The following is a 19,732-nucleotide window of genomic DNA, read 5'->3' as shown; positions in this document are numbered from 1 at the left end:
CCATGAGCCTCTCGACTTCACGCTCCAACGCGGACGATTCCGCCCATCACACCAAGGGGGCCGGCCACGAGTCGCTGGCCCCGCAGCAGACCCGCATCATGGGACGCACCTCCTACCTGCTGGCCTGGTTCGGCGGCTGCGTCTCGATCGGCACCTTCACCATGGGCTCCAGCGTGGTCGGCACGCTGAACCTGCTCCAGGCCACCCTGGCCATCGCCATCGGCTGCTTCGTGATCGGCATCGCCCTGGCGCTGAACGGCGCCGCCGGCTACAAGTACGGCATTCCCTTCATGGTCCAGGCGCGCAGTGCCTTCGGCTTCTCCGGCACCCGCCTGCCGGGGCTGGTGCGGGCCGTGCCGGCCATCGTCTGGTACGGCTTCCAGAGCTGGATCGGCGCCGGCGCCCTGAACATGGTCTCGGCCACCCTGTTCGGCTTCGACAACCTGATCTTCTTCTTCATCACCTTCCAGTTCCTGCAGATCGGCCTCTCGGTGCTGGGCTTCCAGGGCATCAAGTGGCTGGAGAACATCGGCAGCGCCTTCATCCTGGCCTCGCTGGTCTACATGTTCTACAGCACCGTGCAGCGCTACGGCGACGAGCTCTCGGCCAGCATGCTGACCATGGACGGCTCCTGGGGCATGCCCTTCTGGGGCGCCACCATGCTGTTCCTGGGCATCTACAGCACCATGATGCTCAACGTCAGCGACTATTCCCGCGAGCACAAGGAAGGCAGCGGCCCGGGGCTGCTGACCACCCTCTATGCCATGTCGATCCTGCCCTGCACCCTGTTCATGGGCCTGATCGGCTACATGGTCTCTGAGGCCACCGGCGTCGCCGACCCCATCCAGGTGTTCGCCAATGCCGTGGACAACACCCCGCTGCTGATGACCACCCTGCTGTTCATCGCCTTCGCCCAGGTCACCACCAACGTGCTCAACAACGTGGTGCCGCCGACCTACGTGCTGATGGACGCCTTCAAGCTGAAGTACCGCACCGCTACCGTGATCGTCGGCCTGCTGGCCTTCGCCACCTTCCCCTGGGAGCTGGTCAAGGACGAGTCCGCGGCCGGCCTGCAGGTGTTCGTGCAGACCTACTCCGCCTTCCTCGGCCCAATCTTCGCGGTGCTGGTGGTCGACTACTACCTGATCCGCCGCCGCACCCTGGACCTCGGCAAGCTCTACGACGCCGAGGGCCCCTACCGCGGCATCAACCCTGCGGCGCTGATCGCCACCGCGGTGGGCGTGGTGGCGGCCTTCAGCGTCTCCACCGTGTCCTGGTACGCCAGCCTGATTCCCGCCGGGTTGACCTACTTCCTGCTGATGAAGACCTGGGGCCCCTGCCAGCGCTTCCGCGACTGAGGACCGCGCCCGGGCGACGCGCTCGCCCGGGACGGCCGTGTTGCACCGCCCCATTCCATAACAAGAGAACAAGGCCATCCCATGACGGACCTGACCGACAAAGAGCTGGAAATCCGGCGCATCGATCCGCGCCTCTACAACGACGACCTGGCCCCGATCAAGCAGCGCGATCGCAACTGGGGCTGGTTCGAGATCTTCAACGTCTGGTCGAACGACATCCAGAGCCTGTTCGGCTATACCCTGGCGGCCTCGCTGTTCATCTCCTACGGCCTCAACGGCTGGGCGGTGATGGCGGCGATCATCCTCGCCGGCGTGGTGGTGATGGGCCTGGTCAACCTCAGCGGCAGGCCCAGCGTGCGCTACGGCGTGCCCTTCCCGGTGATGATCCGTGCCAGCATGGGCGTGCACGGCGCCAACCTGCCGGCCATGCTGCGCGCCGTGATCGGCATCTTCTGGTACGGGGTACAGACCTACTTCGCCTCCACCGCCATGACCCTGCTGCTGACCTCGCTGTTCGGCGATCACGGCGGCCAGTTCCTGGGCATGACGCCGCTGGGCTGGCTGTCGTTCGTGATCGTGTGGGCCTTCCAGATGGCGATGTTCTGGGCCGGCATCGAGCGCATCAAGCACTTCCTCAACTGGGCCGGGCCGCTGGTCTACCTGGTGATGGTGGCGCTGATGATCATCGTCTGGGTCAAGGCCGGCAGCGACCTGCTGCCCGCGGTCGGCACCATCTTCGAGGGCCAGAGCGACTATCACGGCAGCGCGATCGGCGCCTTCCTGGCCATCACCGGCACCATGATCGCCTACTTCGCCGCGGTGGTGATCAACTTCGGCGACTTCGCACGATTCGTAAAGAGCGAGCGCGAGATGAAAATCGGCAACCTGGTGGGCCTGCCGCTCAACGTGGCCTTCTTCTCGTTCATCGCCCTGATCATCACCGCCGGTACCCTGGCGCTGTTCGGCGAGACGCTGACCAACCCCTCGGACATCATCGAGCGGGTCGACTCGCTGCCGCTGACCATCGTCGCCGCCCTGACCTTCTTCGCCGCCACCGTGGGCATCAACCTGGTCGCCAACTTCATTCCGCCGGCCTACGATCTGGCCAATCTCTTTCCGAGCAGGATCAGCTTCCGCCTCGGCGGCCTGATCACGGCGATCATCGCCTTCTTCGTGGGCGCGCTGTGGGTATCGGTGATCAGCGAGATCGGCATCGCCGGCTTCGTCAACGCCATCGGCGCCATCATCGCGCCCTTCTACGGCATCATCGTGGTCGACTACTACGTGGTGAAGCGCCAGCGCCTGGACCTGCAGGACATGTTCTGCAGCGCTCCGGGCGGCGCCTATCACTACGTGAAGGGCTGGAACAAGCGCGCCATCGCCGCCTTCGCCCTGGCCGCGCTGTTCTCGATCGCCTCGGTGTGGGTGCCGGCACTGGAAACCCTGGGCGGCTACGCCTGGCTGATCGGCGCCGGGCTCGGCGGGCTCTTCTACTTCCTGGCGATGCGCGGCCAGCGCCTGCCGGCGCTGCAACAGGCCTGATTCCACTCCGTCATCGGCAACGTCTATCTCGGCCGCTGAAATCAAAATTTCAGCGGCCGAGCTTCTATGTTAGCGTTCGAGAAAAGGTCGAGGTGCCTCCCGGGACCCGATCATCACGCCTCCAGGCCAGCCAGAGGACCCGGTGATGTCCGGCTCTCATTCCCAACCCCAGCCACGACCTCGCTCGCTCGAGGCCCGCATCCAGGAACACCTGCCGGAACTGCCTTCCAGTGAACGCAAGCTCGCGGAACTGATCCTCGATTTTCCCGGCGAGCTGGCGGCCTATAACGCCACCGAGCTGGCCAAGCTGGCCGGCGTTTCCAAGGCCGCCGCCTCACGGCTGTTCAAGCGCCTGGGCTTTCGCAACTTCGAGCAGGCGCGGCGCCTGGTGCGCGACATCAAGCAGTGGGGTTCGCCCATCTACCTGCATGAGCGAGAGCAGGATTCTCCACCGGTTCCTTCCGAGAGGCAGGCGTTTCTGGACGACCACGTCGGCGCACTGACGCGTACCTTTGACCAGCTTGCCGATCACGACATCACGGATGCCCTGAGGCATATTGTGGACGCTAGGCGCCTGTGGCTGGTGGGCTATCGCAATAGCCACTTCATGGCCGCCTACGCGCGCTGGCAGTTCATCCAGTTCCGCTCACAGGTCCATCTTCTGCCTTTCCCGGGCGAGACCCTGGGAGAGCACGTCAGCGAGTTCGCCTCCGATGACTTGCTGATCGCCATCGGCATGCGGCGCCGCGTGCCAGAGCTCGATCGGGTGATGCAGGCCGCTCGCGAACGCGATATGCCGGTGCTTTATCTCACAGACAGCCTGGCAGAAGACACGCCTCTGGCCACCTGGACACTGCCCTGCGATATCTCCAGCGATTTTCTCTTCCACAGCTACGTCGGCCCAGTAGGGGTGCTCCACTATCTCAGCGTCCAGGCGATGCGGCTGGCGGGCAAGGCAGGACGTCAGCGCTTGGAAGATATCGAGGTCGCCCACGAGAAGATGCACGACTTCGAGCCCTAAGCCCAGCCTGAGCCCAAAGCGACGACGCGCCCCGGATCCTGGATGACATCCAGGATCCGGGGCGCGTTTGTTCGAGGGCGTCGGTACGGGTGGCTCAGCCGGAGAAGATCTCGTAGAGGTCCGGAGACTCGTCCTCGGGCTCGTGGATCGACAGCGAGGCCTCGATGGCCTTGAGATGGCGGCTCATGAAGGCGCGGGCGCGCTCGCCGTCGCCCTGCTCCAGGTGGCGCAGCAGGGCGTCGTGGTCGTGGGACTCGCAGCCCAGGTGGCCGGCGTTGCCATAGACGGCGAGGATCAGCGAGGAGCGCGAGCACAGCTGTTCGACGAAGGCGGCCAGGGTGGCGTTGCCGGAGAGCCGCGCCAGCTCGCCATGGAAGGCGGCGGAGAGCTTGATCGCGGAGCTCTGCTCGCCGGCCTTCAAGGCCTGGCGCTCCTCGCGCTCCATGTCGCGCAGGCGCTCGAGGTCGGCGGCGGTGATACGCCGCGCGACTTCAGGCATCAGCCCGCACTCGACCATCTGCCGCGCGTCGAAGACGTCCTTTGCCTCCTCGGCGGTGGGCCGGGTCACGCTGGCGCCGCGACGCGGGGTCAGGGTCACCAGCTGTTCCAGGGCCAGACGCTGCAGGATCTTGCGGATGCCGGTGCGGCTGATGCCGAACACCTCCGACAGGGCGTCCTCGCGCAGCCGCGCGCCCGGCTTGAGGCGGTGCTCGATGATCGCATCGCTGATCGAGCGATGGATCGCCTCGTGGCGCTCGGCGCCATCACCGTTCTTGCCGGGACGTCCGCTTCCCGAGGCCGGCTTGCGCTCGGCATCGACCTGGCGCTGACTCATGGATGACTCACCTCCTGACGACTCTTCCGCCCATTGTATACGCTTTTTCCCCGCCAACACGAACGCCGCCCGTCACGCGGACGGGCGGCGCAGGGGAACGGCGAATCGTGCCGTCAGGGCGTCCAGCTGGCGATGCTGGCGCGCTCCGCGTCGGTCATCTGGGTCAGGTTGCCCAGCGGCATGTAGTGGCTGGCCACCACCTGCTTGACCTGATCGGCCTGGCGCAGCAGCTGCTCCTTGGTCTCGAGCACCACCCCGGCGGGCGGCGCGGTGAAGGCCTCGTGGCTGGGATGCTGGGCGTGGCAGGCGACGCAGCGCTGCTCCATGATGCCGTGGATCTCGTCCACGGGGCCGCCGGACGCGACCGTCGCTTCCTCAGCGGCGACGGCCTGGCCGTCGCCCTCGGCCATCGGCGCGGCATTGCCGGCGCCGCTCGGCGCACCGATCCACACCGCTACCAGGATCAGCGCCACCCCGGCCGCCGGATAGGCGGGCTTCGTCTGGCCGGCGTGCATCAGCACGAAGAACTGGCGGATCAGGGCGCCGGCGAAGATGAACAGCGACATGATCACCCAGGACAGCTCATGGGTGTAGGTGAAGGAATAGTGGTTGCTGAGCATCAGCAGCACCACCGGCAGCGTGAAGTAGGTGTTGTGTACCGAGCGCTGCTTGCCGCGCTTGCCGTCGAGCGGGTTGGGCGTTTCGCCGGCCTTCATCGCCTTCACCATGCGGCGCTGGCCGGGGATGATCCAGAAGAACACGTTGGCCGACATGGCGGTGGCCATCACCGCACCGGTGAGCAGGAAGGCCGCGCGGCCGGCGAAGATATGGGTGCTCAGGTAGGCGACCACCACCATCAGCACCGCCACGCCGAGGCTCAGCAGGCCGTCGCGCTCCATGTTGGGGCTGATGCGCTTGCACATCTCGTTGTACACGATCCAGCCGCCGAGCAGGAACGCCAGGGCCACCAGGTTGGCCTGCCAGCCGGTCAGATTGGCGGCCCATTCCCAGGGGCTGCCGGGGTTGACCAGATAGAAGCTCGGATTGGCCATGTACAGCAGCATGAACAGCCCGAAGCCCGACAGCCAGGTGGTGTAGGCCTTCCAGAATGACCAGTGCAGGTCCGCCGGCAGCTTGGCCGGGGCGCTGGCGTACTTCTGGTTGTGATAGAAGCCGCCGCCGTGCACGGCCCACATCTCGCCGAACACGCCCTTCTGCTTGTCCTCCGCGGCCTTGGGCGGACGCAGGCTGTTGTCGAGCATCACGAAATAGATCGACTCGCCGATCCAGGCCACGGCGGCGATCACGTGCAGCCACCTCAGCAGGAGGTTGGCGAAGTCCAGAAAGTAGGCTTCCATCGGTCAGGCCTCGTTGGAATGGTGCGATTGTTGTTCGATTCGAGCGATACAGAAAACGGCTGATTTATGTCACGAGCGAAGGAAGGCTGGTCTCCGCCGGACCACAGTCACCGGAATGTAGCCTGCTACATGAGGATGACGAGGACCGCCGGCGGCCAGGATGCCGAGCGCAGTAATAAATCGGCGTTTTCTCAGCTGCCTCGATAGGTGGAGTAGCTGTATGGCGAAAGCAGCAGGGGCACGTGATAGTGCTGCGAGGCATCGGCGACGCCGAAGCGCAGCGGGATCGCGTCGAGGAAACGCGGCCCGTCGGCGGCCACGCCGCGGCGGTCCAGGTACTCGCCGGCATGGAAGACCAGCTCGTACTCGCCGACGACGAAGGCCTCGCCCTCCAGCAGCGGCGCGTCGCAGCGGCCGTCGTCGTTGGTCACGACCTCGCCGAGCCGCTGGCGCTCGCCGCCCGTCAGGCGGTAGATCTCGATGCGGATGCCCTCGCCCGGCAGGCCGAGAGAGGTATCCAGCACGTGGGTGGTGAGATAGCCCATCGTCGTCTCCTCGCGTGTTGTGGTGTGTCGCCGTCGCCCTTCGGAGCCCGATGCCGGGCGCGGATATGGCCGGCGACGCATGCGGTGATGACGCCCGTGGCGCGGGCGTCGCATCTATCAACAGTTCTAGCCTTTAATAGAGTACATTTCAAACACTTTATTGTATACAGTTTTATCGCTACCCTGAGACGACGAACAACGACATCCATCACGGAGACCCGAGCATGAACCACAAGACGCTTTCCCCGCGCCCCAGCCAGCTGGACCGCAACGCCTTCGTCGCACAGTTCGGCGACATCTACGAGCATTCGCCCTGGGTGGCCGAGCTGGCCTGGGAGCGCGGCCTGGGCGCCGAGCAGGACAGCCCCGAGGGCCTGGCCACGGCCATGGGCCGGGTGCTGAACGAGGCCGAGCCAGAGCGCCAGCTCGAGGTGATCCGCGCCCACCCGGACCTGGCCGGCAAGGCCGCCATCGCCGGCACGCTCACCGACGACTCCACCCGCGAGCAGGCCGGCGCCGGGCTCGACCAGTGCACGCCGGAGGAGATGGCCCGCTTCGAGCGCCTGAACGAGGCCTACAAGCAGCGCTTCGGCTTTCCCTTCGTGATGGCGGTCAAGGGCAGCGATCGCCACGCCATCCTGGCCGCCTTCGAGACGCGCCTCGAGCACGGCCTCGACGAGGAGCGCCGCACTGCCATCGAGCAGATCAACCGCATCGCCGCCTTCCGCCTGGAGGCGCGGGTGGGCTGAGCGCCCCGCCGCTACCCCAACCGCCTCATCGGAAAGGCGCCGCCGGAATCCCGGCGGCGCCTTCTTCGTGCCAGCCGATGAGTGAAAACGTCAGTCGCCGGCGCCGGAGGCGACGCGCCCACCGTCCGCCCGGGGCTCGCCACGGGCATCCCGTTCGGCGGCGGCATCCGCCTCGGCGATGGCCTCGCGTTCCCGGGCCTCGTCGGCCAGGGTGGTGCGCGGCAGCACCAGGTTGAGCACGAAGGCGGTGATCGCCGCGACCACGATCGGCGCCCCGCCGATCACGTTCTGCAGGGTCCGGGGGAATTCGGCGATGGCCGAGGGCACCGCGGCGATGCCCAGGCTCAGCGCCAGGGCCAGCCCGACGATGGTCATGTTGCGCGCCGACATCTCGTCCTTGGTCAGCAGCTGGATGCCGGTCATGGTGATCATCCCGAACACCGTGATGGTGGCGCCGCCCAGCACCGGATAGGGAATGGTGGTCATCAGCGCGCCGAACTTGGGGCTGAAGCCGGCCAGCAGCATGAAGGCGCCGGCGATGGCCAGCACGACGCGGCTGATCACCTTGGTCATGGCCACGATGCCCACGTTCTGGCTGAAGGTGGAGGTCGGCAGGGCGCCGAAGAAGGCGCTGACGGCGGTGGTCAGGCCATTGCCGAGCAGGCCGCCGGTCAGCTCCCGGGTCCGCAGCTCGCGGTTCATGCCGGCCACGCTGGTCGCCGACAGGTCGCCGATGGTCTGCACCGAGTTGATCACGCAGATCACCACCAGCGAGACGATGGCGGCGGAGTGGAACTCCATCTCGAACGGCATCAGCGTCGGCACGGCGACCCAGGCGGCACTGGCCACCGGGCCGAAATCGACCATGCCCAGCGGCAGCGCGACCAGGTAGCCGACCAGGATGCCAACGATGATCGCCGACAGCTTGACCACCCCGCGGCCGAACTGGGAGGCCAGCAGCACCGTCACCAGGGTCAGCGCGCCCACGCCCCAGTTCTGCAGCGCGCCGAACTGCGGCGCGTCGACGTTACCGCTGCCGGCGATGTAGCGAATGGCGATGTCGTACAGCGACAGCCCGATCACCAGCACCACGGTGCCCGCCACCACCGGCGGAAAGAGGTGGCGGATGTACTGGATGAAGTAGCCCACCACCATCATGGTGATGCCGCCGACCAGCTGGGCGCCGAGGATGCCCTCGATGCCGAACTGGCCGCCCACGGCGATCAGCGTCGGCACGTAGGCGAAGCCCACGCCGAAGATCGCCGGCAGCCGGGCGCCGAACTTCCACACCCCGTAGAGGTGGAACAGCGTGCAGACGCCGGAGGCCAGCACCGCGATCTGGATCAGCTGCAGCTTCTCCGCCGGGGTGGCGCCGACCACGCCGGCGATGATGATCGGTGGGGTGATGACGCCGGCGATCATCGCCAGCACGTGTTGCAGGGAGATCGGCAGCGCCTTGAAGAAGCGTGGCCTGCCGTGGAAGTCGAATAGCGAGGTGTTGTTGGCGTTGCTCTGCATGGTCTCGGCCTTCGGTGTGGTGTTGTTGTGCGTTCAGCCGTCAGCGTCACGCCGGCAAACGAATGCCGGCACTTGGATACATACTTATCGGTATCGAGATATACCATATCGACTAAAACTGTATACAATCAACCAGACCTTGGCCGCGAATGCGTGTCGCCTGAACTAGACTCGAAGCCATGCAGGCGAAAGCGGAGGCCGCCATGTTTCGTGATCGTCGCGATGCCGCCGAGCAGCTGGCCCGTCGGCTGGCACCGCTGAAGGAGGCGCACCCCCTGATTCTCGCCATCCCCCGCGGCGGCGTGCCCATGGGGCGGCTGATCGCCGATGCGCTGGAGGGCGAACTGGACGTGGTGCTGGTGCGCAAGCTCGGCGCGCCGGGGAATCCGGAGTACGCCATCGGCGCGGTGGGCGAGGAAGAATGCGTGCAGCTCGAGCCGACGGCCGCCCACTATGACGAGCGGCAGATCGCCAGCGAGATCGAGACCCAGCAGGCGCTGCTGGCCGAACGCCGGCGCCGCTACACGCCGGTGCGCGCGCCCATCGATCCGGCGGGGCGCGTGGTGGTGGTGGTGGACGACGGCAGCGCCACCGGTGCCACCATGGCCATGGCGCTGGAGACCCTGAAGCATCGCCGGCCGGCGCGGCTGATCGCCGCCCTGGGCGCCGCCCCGCCCGAGACCGTGGCCCGCCTGGAGGCGCTCGCCGACGAAGTGCTCTGCCTCGAGGCCCCGGCCCGCTTCGGCGCCGTCGGCCAGTTCTTCGCCAATTTCGGCCAGGTCAGCGACGACGAGGTCGTGCGCCTGCTCGGCACCGAGCACGGCTGAGCCCTTCCGCTGGCCACGGCCGGACGCACAAAAAAGGGCCATCGCGCGGCGATGGCCCCAAAGGCCCGGCAGGGCCCCTTGCTCGGATGGCACCCGGCAGGCCTTGAGGCCGCCGGGCGCCGCGGATGATCGTTTACGACGAGCCGAGCACCTTGAACTGCTGCTCGGCCAGCTTCTGGCTCTTCTGGGCGTAGTCCTGGCCAAGGCTTAGCAGGGTCTCAGCGTCGGACTTCAGCCGATCGCCGAGCGACTGCAGGGTCTTCTGCTGGCCATCCAGCGCCTTCTGGACGTCCTCGGCGCTCTTCACCGCCATCCAGCCGCGGGCCTGGGCCAGCGTCGCCTCGGAGAGCGATTCGGCGACGCCGAACTGGGTCGCCACCAGCTTCTCGGCGGTCTCGAGGTTGAGGGCGCCATAGGCGCGCATCGGGGTCACGAAGAGGGATTCGAACTGCTCGCCGGTCTTGGCGGTCGCTGCCTGGGTCATGTTCCACCTCCGATAGCAATGAACAGCGGGCGAAGGCCCGTGTTGCATTGCAACATAGCAGGTGATTTTGTGCACTGCAACATACGGTTTTTCATCCCGCCGAAGACTCGCTCAGGCACCGCTGACCGGCCTGAGCCCCCCGGCCGACGTCTCCCACCCGCTGACAGAGGGATATCTGTTCCAACAAGCCTGTCCCCACGATCAGGATCGAGGGGACATCACCGGGGTGGAGGAACGCTTCGGTATCAGCCGATACGTTCGAGCTCGCCGGCATGGCGACGGGCGCGTTCGACGTAGCCCTGGGCGTTTTTTCTGAGGCCATCCACCGCCTCGTCCGACAGCTCTCGCACCACCCGGGCCGGCGCGCCCACGATCAGCGAATTGTCCGGGAAGCTCGCGCCCTCCTTGACCAGGGCCCCCGCCGCCACCAGGCAGTTCCGGCCGATGACGGCGCCGTTGAGGATCACCGCCTGGATGCCGATCAGGCTGCCGTCGCCGACGGTGCAACCATGCAGCATGGCTTGGTGGCCGACGGTGACGCCCTCCCCCACGGTCAGCGGAAAGCCGGGGTCGGCATGCAGCACCGCCCCATCCTGGATGTTGCTGCCGACGCCGACCTCGAGATGATCGGTGTCGCCGCGCAGTACCGCCTGATACCAGACGCTGGCCTCGTGCCTGAGCGTCACCCGGCCGATCACATCGGCGGTCTCGGCCACATAGACCCCTTCCGCGATGTCCGGCGCCTGCCCTGCGTAGCGATAGATCGCCATATGGCATGTCCTCGCGTCGATGATGCGTGATGGTGCGCCGAGCCCGCTCAGGCGGACCGGCGCGCGAAATAGGCCCGCATTTCCGTCACCACGTGACGAACGTCGGCCGTGGAGACGTCCAGATGCGTGACCAGCCGCGTGCGCGGCTGCGCGGCGATCAGCACGCCACGGGCGGCCAGGAACTCGCCCAGGGCCCGACAGTGCGCCTCGGGAAGGGCGAGAAACACCATGTTGGTGTCGCAGGCCTGCACCTCGATACCGTCGATTCCGGCCAGCCCCTCGGCCAGCTGGCTGGCATGGGCGTGGTCCTCGGCGAGTCGCTCGACGTGATGCGCCAGGGCATGCCGGCAGCCCTCCGCCAGCAGCCCGACCTGACGCATGCCGCCGCCCAGCGTCTTGCGCCAGCGCCGGGCCCGGGTCGCGAAGGCCGCATCGCGTGCCAGCAGCAGCGACCCTGCCGGTGCTCCCAGCCCCTTGGAGAAGCAGATCGACACGGAATCGAAGCCGTCACAGAGCGACGCCAGTGACACGCCCGTCGCCACCGAGGCGTTGAACAGCCGCGCGCCGTCCAGATGAGTCGCCAGGCCATGGGCACGCGCCAGCGCCGTGGCACTGGCCACATAGCCTTCGGGCAGCACCTTGCCGCGGAAGGTGTTCTCCAGCGCCAGCAGCCGCGTGCGTGCATGGTGAATGTCGTCGCCCTTGATCGCGGCCTGCACCTGATCCAGGGGCAAGCTGCCATCGGACGCATGCGCGATGGGCTGAGGCTGGATGCCGCCCAGCACGGCACCGCCGCCGCCTTCGTCCCGGTAGATGTGAGAGAACTGGCCGGCGATGACCTCCTCACCGCGCTGGCAGTGCGTCAGCAGGGCCGCCAGGTTGCTCTGGGTCCCCGAAGGGAAGAACACCGCGGCGGCCATTCCCGCCCGCTCGGCCACCTGCTGCTCGAAGGCGGAGACGCTGGGATCGTCGCCCCAGACATCGTCGCCCACCGCCGCGCGGCTCATGGCCTCGCGCATGGCCGCCGTCGGCCGGGTCACGGTATCGCTTCGCAGATCGATCATCGCTGCATGCTCTCCTGTCGCGGTATCGGCATCCGGCATCAGGCCAGGGCCTGTTCGAGCAGTCGCGCCACGTGCACCGCCTCGCGAGCGGCACCGTCGCGGATCTGATGGCGACAGCTGGTGCCATCGGCGACCAGCACGGCATCGTCCCCGGCGTCACGGACCGCCGGCAGCAGCGACAGCTCGGCCATCTTCATCGAGGCATCAAAGTGCTCCTCCTCGTAGCCGAAGCTGCCGGCCATGCCACAGCACGACGATTCGATGGTCTCGACCGCGAGGCCGGGAATCCAGCCGAGCACCCGCTCGACGGGCCGCACGGCATCGAAGGCCTTCTGGTGGCAGTGGCCGTGCAGCATGGCCCGGGCATGGCCCGTGGCCTTCAGATCGAGCGACAGCTCGCCGGCCTCGTGCGCCTCGACCAGGAACTCCTCGAACAGGTAGGCCGCCTGCGACAGCGCCCTGGCCTCGTCGCCGAAACCGTACTGCAGGAACTCGTCGCGCATGCTCAGCAGGCACGACGGCTCCAGGCCGACGACCGCCACTCCGCGTCGCACGAACGGCATCAGGGCATCCAGGGTGCGGCGAGCCTCGGCCCTGGCCTTGTCGAACTGGCCCGACGACAGATAGGTCCGGCCGCAGCACAGCGGCCGCGAGCCGCGCGTCACGTTGAGATGCACCCGATAGCCGGCCGCCTCGAGCACCCGCTTGGCGGCCCGGGCGTTGTGCCCTTCCATGTAGTTGTTGAAGGTGTCGACGAACAGCAGCACTTCGCGCGTCTCGGCGCTCGCCTGGGCGGCGGGCGCCTGATCGACGAGCGCCTGAGAGGCAAGATAGTTGCCGTCGAAGGCCGGCAGGGAGCGCTCGGGCGCGAGCCCCAGCGTCTTCTTGAGCCCGCGCGCGACGAACGGCACGCGCTCGGCCGCACCGATCACTCCCGACAGGCGGCTGGCCCAGGGCGCATAGCGCGGCATCTCGCCGATCATGCGGTCGCGCAGCGACACGCCCCGGGCCTTGGCCCTGGCCGTACGGGCCTCGATCTTGAACTTGGCCATGTCGACCCCGGTCGGGCAGTCGCGCTTGCAGCCCTTGCAGGACACGCACAGGTCCAGCGCGTCCTTGACGTCGTCCCCGGCCAAGCCGTCCGCGCCGAGCTGCCCCGAGAGCACCAGGCGCAGGGTGTTGGCGCGCCCGCGGGTCAAGTGCTGTTCGTCGCGGGTGATGCGATAGCTCGGGCACATGGTGCCGGCGTCGAACTTGCGGCAGTGGCCGTTGTTGTTGCACATCTCCACCGCCATGGCGAGGCCGTGGGTCGCGTCGCCGCCGCTGCCCGGCGGGCTCTGCTCTCCCGTCAGCGGATCGCGCTCGACGTTCCAGGCCGACCAGTCGAGCACCGGCGTCAGCGGGATCGCCTGGTAGCCCCTGGGGAAACGGAAGTAGCGGTCGTCGTCCATCTTCGGGGTATCGACGATCTTGCCCGGATTGAGCAGGTTCTCGGGGTCGAAGAGCCGCTTCACCTCCCGGAAGGCGTCGTTGATGCGCTCGCCGAACTGCCAGGCCACCCATTCCCCCCGACACAGGCCGTCGCCGTGCTCGCCGGAATAGGCGCCCTTGTACTCGCGCACCAGGGCGGAGGCCTGTTCGGCGATCTCGCGCATCTTCTCGGCGCCATCACGACGCATGTCCAGAATCGGCCGGACGTGCAGGGTGCCGACGCTGGCATGGGCATACCAGGTGCCTTCGGTGCCGTAGCGATGGAAGACCTCGGTCAGCTTGTCGGTGTACTCGGCCAGATGCTCGAGGGGCACGGCGCAGTCCTCGATGAACGAGACCGGTTTGCCGTCTCCCTTCATGCTCATCATGATATTGAGCCCCGCCTTGCGCACGTTCCACAGCGCCTTCTGCTCGGCCGGCTCGGGCAGCTCGACCACGCAGTCCGGCAGCCCCAGGTCGGCCAGCAGCTCGCCGAGTCGACGCAGCGACGCCAGCTGCGCGTCTCGGTCTTCCCCCGCGAACTCGACCAGCAGCACCGCCTCGGGCCGGCCGATCAGCGCCTTCTCGATCACCGGGCGGAAAGCCGGGTTCTCGAGTGACAGGTCGATCATGGTGCGGTCGACCAGCTCTACGGCGGCGGGGTCCAGGGTGACGATATGCTGGGTGGCGTCCATCGCCTGATAGAAGGTCGGGAAGTTCACCACCCCGAGGACCTTGTGCTCGGGCAGCGGCGAGAGCCAGAGGGTGAGCGTACGGCTGACGCCCAGGGTGCCCTCGGATCCCACCAGCAGATGGGCGAGGTTGGCCCGGCCCTCGGGGTCGTAGGGCTTGGCGTTCTGACACTCGAACAGGTCGAGGTTATAGCCGCCGACGCGGCGCAGCACCTTGGGGAAATGCTCGCGGATCTCGGGCCCTACCCGCTCGGCGATGGCTCGCAGGTCCTCGGCCAGCTGCCGTGCCCGCGTGCCCGCGGCCAGCTCGTCGACGAAACCGAAGCTGGCCTCGCTGCCGTCGGCCAGCAGGGCGTCCACGCCCAGCACGTTGTGGACCATGTTGCCGTAGCGGATCGAGCGCGAGCCGCAGGAGTTGTTGCCGGCCATGCCCCCGAGGGTGCACTGGGCGCTGGTGGAGACATCCACCGGATACCAGAGCCCATGGGGCTTGAGCCAGGCGTTGAGGTGGTCGAGCACGATGCCGGGCTCGACCACCACGGTGCGCGCCTCGGGGTCGAACGCCACCACCTGGTTCAGCCAGCGCGTGGTGTCGATCACCAGCGCTTCGCCCACCGTCTGGCCGCACTGGCTGGTACCGGCACCGCGGGCCAGCATCGGCACCCGGGCATCGCGGGCGATGTCCAGCGCCAGGCGCAGATCGTCCTGGTCACGGGGAATCACCACGCCCACGGGCGTGACCTGATAGATGGAAGCGTCGGTCGCATAGCGCCCCCGCGAGGCGTGATCGAAGCGCGCCTCGCCCTTGAGCTCTCGCGACAGTCGGGCGGCCAGCTCCGTGACCGGCTTGATCCGGGCATCACGCGACCGGGTGTGATCCTTCAGCGACGTCATGGCGGTCTCCTCGACAGTGCCGGTCGGCGGCGATCAGGCGTCGCCCTTGAGCGGATGCTCGGCGAAGTATTCCAGTGCCGCGGCCACCCCGCTGCCCTTGAGCTCGACGCCGGCCAGCTTCATGCCCGCCTCGCAGCCGCCGAGGGTGGCGATCAGGGTCAGGTCGTTGCAGTCGCCGAGATGGCCGATGCGGAACATCTTGCCCTGGGCCTTGCCCAGCCCCGTGCCCAACGACAGGTCGAAGCGCTGGTAGATGATCCGGCGGATCGCATCGGCATCCACGCCCTCCGGCATCACCACACCGGTCAGCACCGGCGAGTAGACCGCCGGATCCTGGCACTGGACCTCCAGCCCCCAGGCCTCGACCGCGGTGCGCACCCCGGCGGCCCAGCGCTGGTGCCGGGCGAACACCTGCTCCATGCCCTCCTCGAGCAGCATGTCGAGCGCCTCGTTGAGGCCGTAGAGCAGGTTGGTGCTGGGGGTATAGGGCCAGTAGCCGTTGCGGTTGGCCTCGAGGATCTCGTCCCAGGCCCAGAAGCTCTTGGGCATGGCATTGTGGCGGCTCGCCTCGATGGCCTTGTCGGACACCGCGTTGAAGCTGATGCCGGGGGGCAGCATCAGGCCCTTCTGGGAGCCGGAGACCGTCACGTCGACGCCCCACTCGTCGTGGCGATAGTCGGCGCTGGCCAGCCCCGAGATGGTGTCCACCAGCAGCAGGGCCGGATGCCCGGCGGCATCGATGGCGCGTCGTACCGCGGCGATGTCGCTGGTCACCCCGGTGGAGGTCTCGTTGTGGACCACGCAGACGGCCTTGATCCCATGATCGCGATCCTCCCGCAGGCGCGCCTCGATCATGTCGGCCTGCACGCCGTGCCGCCAACCCTCATCGCCGGGCAGCCCGATGAATTCCGGCTCCAGCCCCAGCCGGCGCGCCATCTTCTGCCACAGGGTGGCGAAGTGGCCGGTCTCGAACATCAGCACCCGGTCGCCGGGGGACAGCGTGTTGGACAGCGCCGCCTCCCAGGCGCCGGTGCCGGACGCCGGATAGATGATCACCGGGTTCTCGGTCTTGAAGACGCGCTTGATCTTGCCCAGCAGCTCGAGGCCCAGGGCGCCGAATTCCGGCCCGCGGTGGTCGATGGTGGGCAGGCTCATGGCGCGCAGGATGCGGTCGGGCACCGGCGAGGGCCCGGGAATCTGCAGGAAGTGGCGGCCGGAAGGGTGGAAGTCGAGGTTCAGCATGCGATCTCTCCGATTCTTGTATTTTGGATAATGAATTCAATATGTCGCGAAAGCGCGCTACACGATGCAGCCGTCACGTCGCAGGGCATCGCGTTCCTCGCGCGAGAGCCCCAGCCCGGCGAGCACCTCGTCGGTGTGCTGCGCGAACAGCGGTGCCGGGTGACGAATCTGCGACGGCGTGCGCGAGAACTTGCTGGGGAAGCCGATGGTCTTCATCTTGCCGATCCTGGGGTGGTCGACCTCCTGCACCATGCCTCTGGCCAGATAGTGCTCGTCCTGCATCGCCTGGCCGAAGTCGTTGATAGGCCCCGCCGGCACCCCGGCCCGGTCGCAGCGTTCGAGCCAGTCGTCGATGTCGCGATCGGCCATGATCGACTCGAGAATCTCCTCCAGCTCGGCCACGTTCTGACCACGCGCATGGTTGGTCAGGAAGCGCTCGTCGGCCATCAGATCCTCGCGCTCCAGCACGTCGCGCGCGAAGCGCTCCCAGGTGCGCTGGTTGGCGCAGCCGAGCATCAGGTAGCCGTCGCGGGCCTTGATCGCCTGATAGGGCGCCGAGACGCGATGCCGCCAGCCGGTGGCCTCGGGCACCTTGCCCTCGGCGAAGTAGGCCGCCGCCTCCCAGGTGAACCAGGGCAGGCCGCACTCGGTAATGGCGATATCGATGTGCTGCCCCTCGCCGGTGTTCATCTTGTGGATGCAGGCGGCGAGGATCGAATAGACGGCGGTCAGGCCGGCCCCGATGTCGTAGACGGCGATGCCGGTCTTCAGCGGGCGTCGGCCGGGCTCGCCGGTCATCGACATCAGCCCGGTCATGCCCTGGGCCACCAGGTCGAAGCCTCCCTTGTGGCGGCTGGGGCCGGTCTGGCCGTAGCCGGAGATCGAGCAGTAGACGATCCCCGGATTGAGCGCCTTGATGGTCTCGTAGTCGATCGAAAGCGATTGGGTGACGCCGGTCCGATAGTTCTCGACGATGACGTCGGCCTCGCGGGCCAGGCGATAGAAGATCTCGCGCCCCCGCGCCTCTTTGAGATTGAGCGAGATGCTCTTCTTGTTGCGGTTGATCTGCGAGAAGCAGGTCGACTCGTCGTTGACGTAGGGCCCCATCTGGCGGCTGTCATCGCCCCCGTTGAGCTTCTCGACCTTGATCACCTCGGCTCCCATGTCGGCCAGCACCATGGTGCAGTAGGGCCCGGCCATGATCTGGGAGACGTCCAGTACCTTGATATTCTGCAGCGGAAGCATCGGCCTTCCCCTCGTGGTTGATATCCGACTAGCGCCCGGTCCATTCGAAGGACGTCTTGTTGACGAAGCGGTCGACGGCCGCCTTGAAGTCGTCGCTCATATAGCAGGTCGTGACCCAGTCATCGCCGGCCTCCAGCGCCAGGCGCCGCTGGGCCTGGACGCGCCCGATCAGCGCCTTGCTGGCCTGCAGCGTGAGGGGCGCCCGCCGGCCGAGCTCGGCCGCCACCTCGGCGACCTCCTCTGCCAGGCGTTCCGGCGCGCAGATGCCGTTGACCAGCCCGGCCTGGCGCATCTCCTCGGCCTCCAGCAGCCGCCCCAGCATCAGCACCTCCTTGGTGCGGGCGACCCCCAGCATGTCGACCAGCCGCGAGACGTTGGTCGTCGACAGGGTGTTGCCCAGGGTCCTGGCGATGGGGACACCGAACTTCAGCGTCGGCGTGCAGTAGCGAAAATCGCAGACCATGGCCAGCGCGGCGCCGCCGCCGACGCAGGCCCCTTCGATCATGGCGATGGTCGGCTTGCCGAGGGTCTCGAGCTTGCCGACGATCCGCTCGATGCGGCGCTCGTAGTCGAGCGCGTCGTCGGGCTCGGAGAAGCCGGCGAACTGGGTGATGTCGGTCCCGGCCACGAAGGCCTCGCCTCCCACCCCATGCAGGACGACGGCGTGGACCTCCGAGTCCGTGGCGAGACGCTCGCAGTGGTGCTCCAGGGCGTCATACATTTCCCAGGTCATGGCGTTGCGGCTTTCCGGGCGATTGAAGCCGATCCAGGCCACCCCATCCCGTACGTCGAACAGCACACTTTCATGATTCATGGTGAACTCCTGCGGATCAGCCGCCGTAGACGAGGTTGACGAGCGCCAGGGCGAAGGCCGGCACATAGGTGTTGAGCATCAGGATCGCGAACAGCACGCCGATGAACCACAGGTTGGTGCGCGTGGTGGCCCAGATGTCCGAGCGCGCGATGGAGCACGAGGCGATCAGCACGCTCGCGACCGGCGGCGTCTGCTGGCCGATGGCCAGGTTCAGGGTCACGATCAGACCGAAGTGCAGCGGATCGATGCCCACCGCCGTGACCAGCGGCAGCACGATCGGCACCACCAGGATGATGGCGGCCGCCGAGTGCAGGAAGATGCCCAGGATCAGGAAGATGACGTTGAGCAGCGCCAGGATGATGTACTTGTTGCTGGTCAACTCACCGATCGAGTTGGCCATCTGCTGCGGGATCTGGGTCTCGGTGAGATACAGTCCCACCACCGCGGAGCTGGCCACCAGCAGCATCACCACGGCGGTCTGCACGCCGGCATCGACGCAGGACTTGTAGAAGATCTTCAGGTCGAACTCGCGATAGATCACCGCGCTGATGAAGATCGCCACGATCACGGCAAGGGCGGCGCCCTCGGTCGCGGTGACGATGCCGCCGAAGATCCCGCCGAGGATGATGACCGGAATGACCAGGGCCCATGCGGCTCCCTTGAAGGCCTCCCAGAGACGTTTGGTCTGGAACTTTCCTTCGGAGGGAAAGCCATGCTTGCGTGCCAGGTAGTAGCACATCGCGGCCAGGCCCATGGCCCCGAGCAGCCCCGGGAAGATGCCGGCGATGAACATCTTGACCACCGACTCGCCCGACATGACCGCATAGAGAATCATCGGGATCGACGGCGGCAGGATGATCGCCAGGCTGGCGGCCGACGACGAAATGGCCGCGGAAAACTCCTTGGAATAGCCCTTGTCGCGCATCGCCGGGATCAGCAGGCTACCGATGGCCGAGACCCCCGCCACCGCCGAGCCGGAAATCTCGGCGAAGAAGATGGAGGCCCCGATAGTCACCATCGACAGGCCGCCCTTGATGAAGCCGACCATCGCCATGGCCAGGTCGATCAGGCGGCGCGAGATGCTCGAGGCGTTCATGATGGCGCCGGCCAGGATGAACAGCGGAATGGCAATGAGGGGGAACTTGGTCGCCCCGTCGAACATCACCATGCCGATGTTGGGCAGGGCGAAGACCCCGAAACTCGCCACGGTCGCCAGGGAGCCAACGATGCCCAGAGCCACGGCGACCGGCACGTTGATCAGGATCAACAGTATCAGCCCCACGAACATACCTAATATGATCATA

Annotated in this window: 17 protein-coding genes; 5 read left to right on the top strand and 12 right to left on the bottom strand. The window is 67.0% G+C overall.

Annotated elements, in window-relative coordinates; genetic code table 11:
- Nucleotides 1-2 precede the first annotated feature (2 nt).
- The 3 genes from MYL53_RS09420 (at nt 3) to MYL53_RS09410 (ending at nt 3,921) form a co-directional block, all read left to right on the top strand.
- Nucleotides 3-1,358 (top strand): NCS1 family transporter, encoded by a 1,356-nt coding sequence (locus MYL53_RS09420; RefSeq protein WP_247853511.1) that lies wholly within the window; start codon nt 3-5, stop codon nt 1,356-1,358.
- Nucleotides 1,359-1,439: 81 nt separating this feature from the next.
- A complete protein-coding gene (locus tag MYL53_RS09415) occupies nt 1,440-2,900 on the top strand; it encodes an NCS1 family nucleobase:cation symporter-1 (protein ID WP_247853510.1) in 1,461 nt (486 codons plus the stop codon).
- Nucleotides 2,901-3,045: 145 nt separating this feature from the next.
- Nucleotides 3,046-3,921: a MurR/RpiR family transcriptional regulator gene (locus MYL53_RS09410; RefSeq protein WP_247853508.1), complete on the top strand. Its 876-nt coding sequence runs from the start codon at nt 3,046-3,048 to the stop codon at nt 3,919-3,921.
- 94 nt (nt 3,922-4,015) lie between these two features.
- On the opposite strand, the gene MYL53_RS09405 is transcribed toward MYL53_RS09410, so the two are convergent.
- From MYL53_RS09405 to uraH, 3 genes are all read right to left on the bottom strand, one after another.
- Entirely contained in the window at nt 4,016-4,756 is a 741-nt protein-coding gene (locus tag MYL53_RS09405; RefSeq protein WP_247853507.1) for a GntR family transcriptional regulator, read from the bottom strand.
- Between the two features lie 113 nt (nt 4,757-4,869).
- Nucleotides 4,870-6,114, bottom strand: coding sequence for a urate hydroxylase PuuD (locus MYL53_RS09400; protein WP_247853505.1), 1,245 nt, complete (start codon nt 6,112-6,114; stop codon nt 4,870-4,872).
- A gap of 191 nt (nt 6,115-6,305) precedes the next feature.
- Entirely contained in the window at nt 6,306-6,659 is a 354-nt protein-coding gene (gene uraH, locus MYL53_RS09395; protein WP_035593633.1) for a hydroxyisourate hydrolase, read from the bottom strand.
- 224 nt (nt 6,660-6,883) lie between these two features.
- Between uraH and uraD the strand changes: the two genes are divergently transcribed.
- Nucleotides 6,884-7,408 carry a 2-oxo-4-hydroxy-4-carboxy-5-ureidoimidazoline decarboxylase gene (gene uraD / locus MYL53_RS09390; RefSeq protein ID WP_247853503.1) on the top strand — a complete coding sequence of 175 codons (525 nt, stop codon included), beginning with the start codon at nt 6,884-6,886 and terminating at the stop codon, nt 7,406-7,408.
- Between the two features lie 90 nt (nt 7,409-7,498).
- On the opposite strand, the gene MYL53_RS09385 is transcribed toward uraD, so the two are convergent.
- Nucleotides 7,499-8,926, bottom strand: coding sequence for a uracil-xanthine permease family protein (locus MYL53_RS09385; protein ID WP_247853501.1), 1,428 nt, complete (start codon nt 8,924-8,926; stop codon nt 7,499-7,501).
- A gap of 203 nt (nt 8,927-9,129) precedes the next feature.
- Here MYL53_RS09385 and MYL53_RS09380 point away from each other — a divergent pair, with 203 nt between their 5' ends.
- A complete protein-coding gene (locus tag MYL53_RS09380) occupies nt 9,130-9,753 on the top strand; it encodes a phosphoribosyltransferase (protein ID WP_247853499.1) in 624 nt (207 codons plus the stop codon).
- A gap of 133 nt (nt 9,754-9,886) precedes the next feature.
- On the opposite strand, the gene MYL53_RS09375 is transcribed toward MYL53_RS09380, so the two are convergent.
- From MYL53_RS09375 to MYL53_RS09340, 8 genes are all read right to left on the bottom strand, one after another.
- On the bottom strand, nt 9,887-10,237 hold the full coding sequence (locus tag MYL53_RS09375) for a phasin family protein (RefSeq protein WP_247853497.1): 351 nt from the start codon (nt 10,235-10,237) through the stop codon (nt 9,887-9,889).
- Nucleotides 10,238-10,482: 245 nt separating this feature from the next.
- Nucleotides 10,483-11,007, bottom strand: coding sequence for a gamma carbonic anhydrase family protein (locus tag MYL53_RS09370; protein WP_247853495.1), 525 nt, complete (start codon nt 11,005-11,007; stop codon nt 10,483-10,485).
- 47 nt (nt 11,008-11,054) lie between these two features.
- Nucleotides 11,055-12,071, bottom strand: a complete 1,017-nt coding sequence (gene ltaE / locus MYL53_RS09365; protein WP_247853493.1) for a low-specificity L-threonine aldolase — start codon at nt 12,069-12,071, stop codon at nt 11,055-11,057.
- Between the two features lie 38 nt (nt 12,072-12,109).
- Nucleotides 12,110-15,127 (bottom strand): FAD-binding and (Fe-S)-binding domain-containing protein, encoded by a 3,018-nt coding sequence (locus MYL53_RS09360; protein WP_247853491.1) that lies wholly within the window; start codon nt 15,125-15,127, stop codon nt 12,110-12,112.
- 33 nt (nt 15,128-15,160) lie between these two features.
- The gene (locus MYL53_RS09355) at nt 15,161-16,369 is read right to left on the bottom strand and encodes a pyridoxal-phosphate-dependent aminotransferase family protein (RefSeq protein WP_247853489.1); all 1,209 of its coding nucleotides are present in this window, start codon (nt 16,367-16,369) and stop codon (nt 15,161-15,163) included.
- 57 nt (nt 16,370-16,426) lie between these two features.
- Nucleotides 16,427-17,614, bottom strand: a complete 1,188-nt coding sequence (locus MYL53_RS09350) for a CaiB/BaiF CoA transferase family protein (RefSeq protein WP_247853487.1) — start codon at nt 17,612-17,614, stop codon at nt 16,427-16,429.
- Between the two features lie 28 nt (nt 17,615-17,642).
- Nucleotides 17,643-18,428: an enoyl-CoA hydratase/isomerase family protein gene (locus MYL53_RS09345; RefSeq protein ID WP_247853485.1), complete on the bottom strand. Its 786-nt coding sequence runs from the start codon at nt 18,426-18,428 to the stop codon at nt 17,643-17,645.
- A 16-nt stretch (nt 18,429-18,444) separates the two neighbouring features.
- Nucleotides 18,445-19,731: a TRAP transporter large permease gene (locus MYL53_RS09340; protein WP_247853484.1), complete on the bottom strand. Its 1,287-nt coding sequence runs from the start codon at nt 19,729-19,731 to the stop codon at nt 18,445-18,447.
- Nucleotide 19,732 lies beyond the last annotated feature (1 nt).

It is taken from the genome of Halomonas getboli (genome assembly GCF_023094245.1).
Classification (GTDB): domain Bacteria; phylum Pseudomonadota; class Gammaproteobacteria; order Pseudomonadales; family Halomonadaceae; genus Halomonas; species Halomonas getboli.
This window is presented reverse-complemented; position numbering and strand designations above follow the sequence as displayed.

Coding starts and splice junctions, on each gene's coding strand:
- MYL53_RS09405 (WP_247853507.1), bottom strand. CDS start 4,756: ATGAGTCAGCGCCAGGTCGATGCCGAGCGCAAGCCGGCCTCGGGAAGC.
- MYL53_RS09415 (WP_247853510.1), top strand. CDS start 1,440: ATGACGGACCTGACCGACAAAGAGCTGGAAATCCGGCGCATCGATCCG.
- MYL53_RS09370 (WP_247853495.1), bottom strand. CDS start 11,007: ATGGCGATCTATCGCTACGCAGGGCAGGCGCCGGACATCGCGGAAGGG.
- MYL53_RS09355 (WP_247853489.1), bottom strand. CDS start 16,369: ATGCTGAACCTCGACTTCCACCCTTCCGGCCGCCACTTCCTGCAGATT.
- ltaE (WP_247853493.1), bottom strand. CDS start 12,071: ATGATCGATCTGCGAAGCGATACCGTGACCCGGCCGACGGCGGCCATG.
- MYL53_RS09350 (WP_247853487.1), bottom strand. CDS start 17,614: ATGCTTCCGCTGCAGAATATCAAGGTACTGGACGTCTCCCAGATCATG.
- MYL53_RS09410 (WP_247853508.1), top strand. CDS start 3,046: ATGTCCGGCTCTCATTCCCAACCCCAGCCACGACCTCGCTCGCTCGAG.
- MYL53_RS09420 (WP_247853511.1), top strand. CDS start 3: ATGAGCCTCTCGACTTCACGCTCCAACGCGGACGATTCCGCCCATCAC.
- MYL53_RS09345 (WP_247853485.1), bottom strand. CDS start 18,428: ATGAATCATGAAAGTGTGCTGTTCGACGTACGGGATGGGGTGGCCTGG.
- MYL53_RS09380 (WP_247853499.1), top strand. CDS start 9,130: ATGTTTCGTGATCGTCGCGATGCCGCCGAGCAGCTGGCCCGTCGGCTG.
- MYL53_RS09385 (WP_247853501.1), bottom strand. CDS start 8,926: ATGCAGAGCAACGCCAACAACACCTCGCTATTCGACTTCCACGGCAGG.
- uraH (WP_035593633.1), bottom strand. CDS start 6,659: ATGGGCTATCTCACCACCCACGTGCTGGATACCTCTCTCGGCCTGCCG.
- MYL53_RS09400 (WP_247853505.1), bottom strand. CDS start 6,114: ATGGAAGCCTACTTTCTGGACTTCGCCAACCTCCTGCTGAGGTGGCTG.
- MYL53_RS09340 (WP_247853484.1), bottom strand. CDS start 19,731: ATGATCATATTAGGTATGTTCGTGGGGCTGATACTGTTGATCCTGATC.
- uraD (WP_247853503.1), top strand. CDS start 6,884: ATGAACCACAAGACGCTTTCCCCGCGCCCCAGCCAGCTGGACCGCAAC.
- MYL53_RS09375 (WP_247853497.1), bottom strand. CDS start 10,237: ATGACCCAGGCAGCGACCGCCAAGACCGGCGAGCAGTTCGAATCCCTC.
- MYL53_RS09360 (WP_247853491.1), bottom strand. CDS start 15,127: ATGACGTCGCTGAAGGATCACACCCGGTCGCGTGATGCCCGGATCAAG.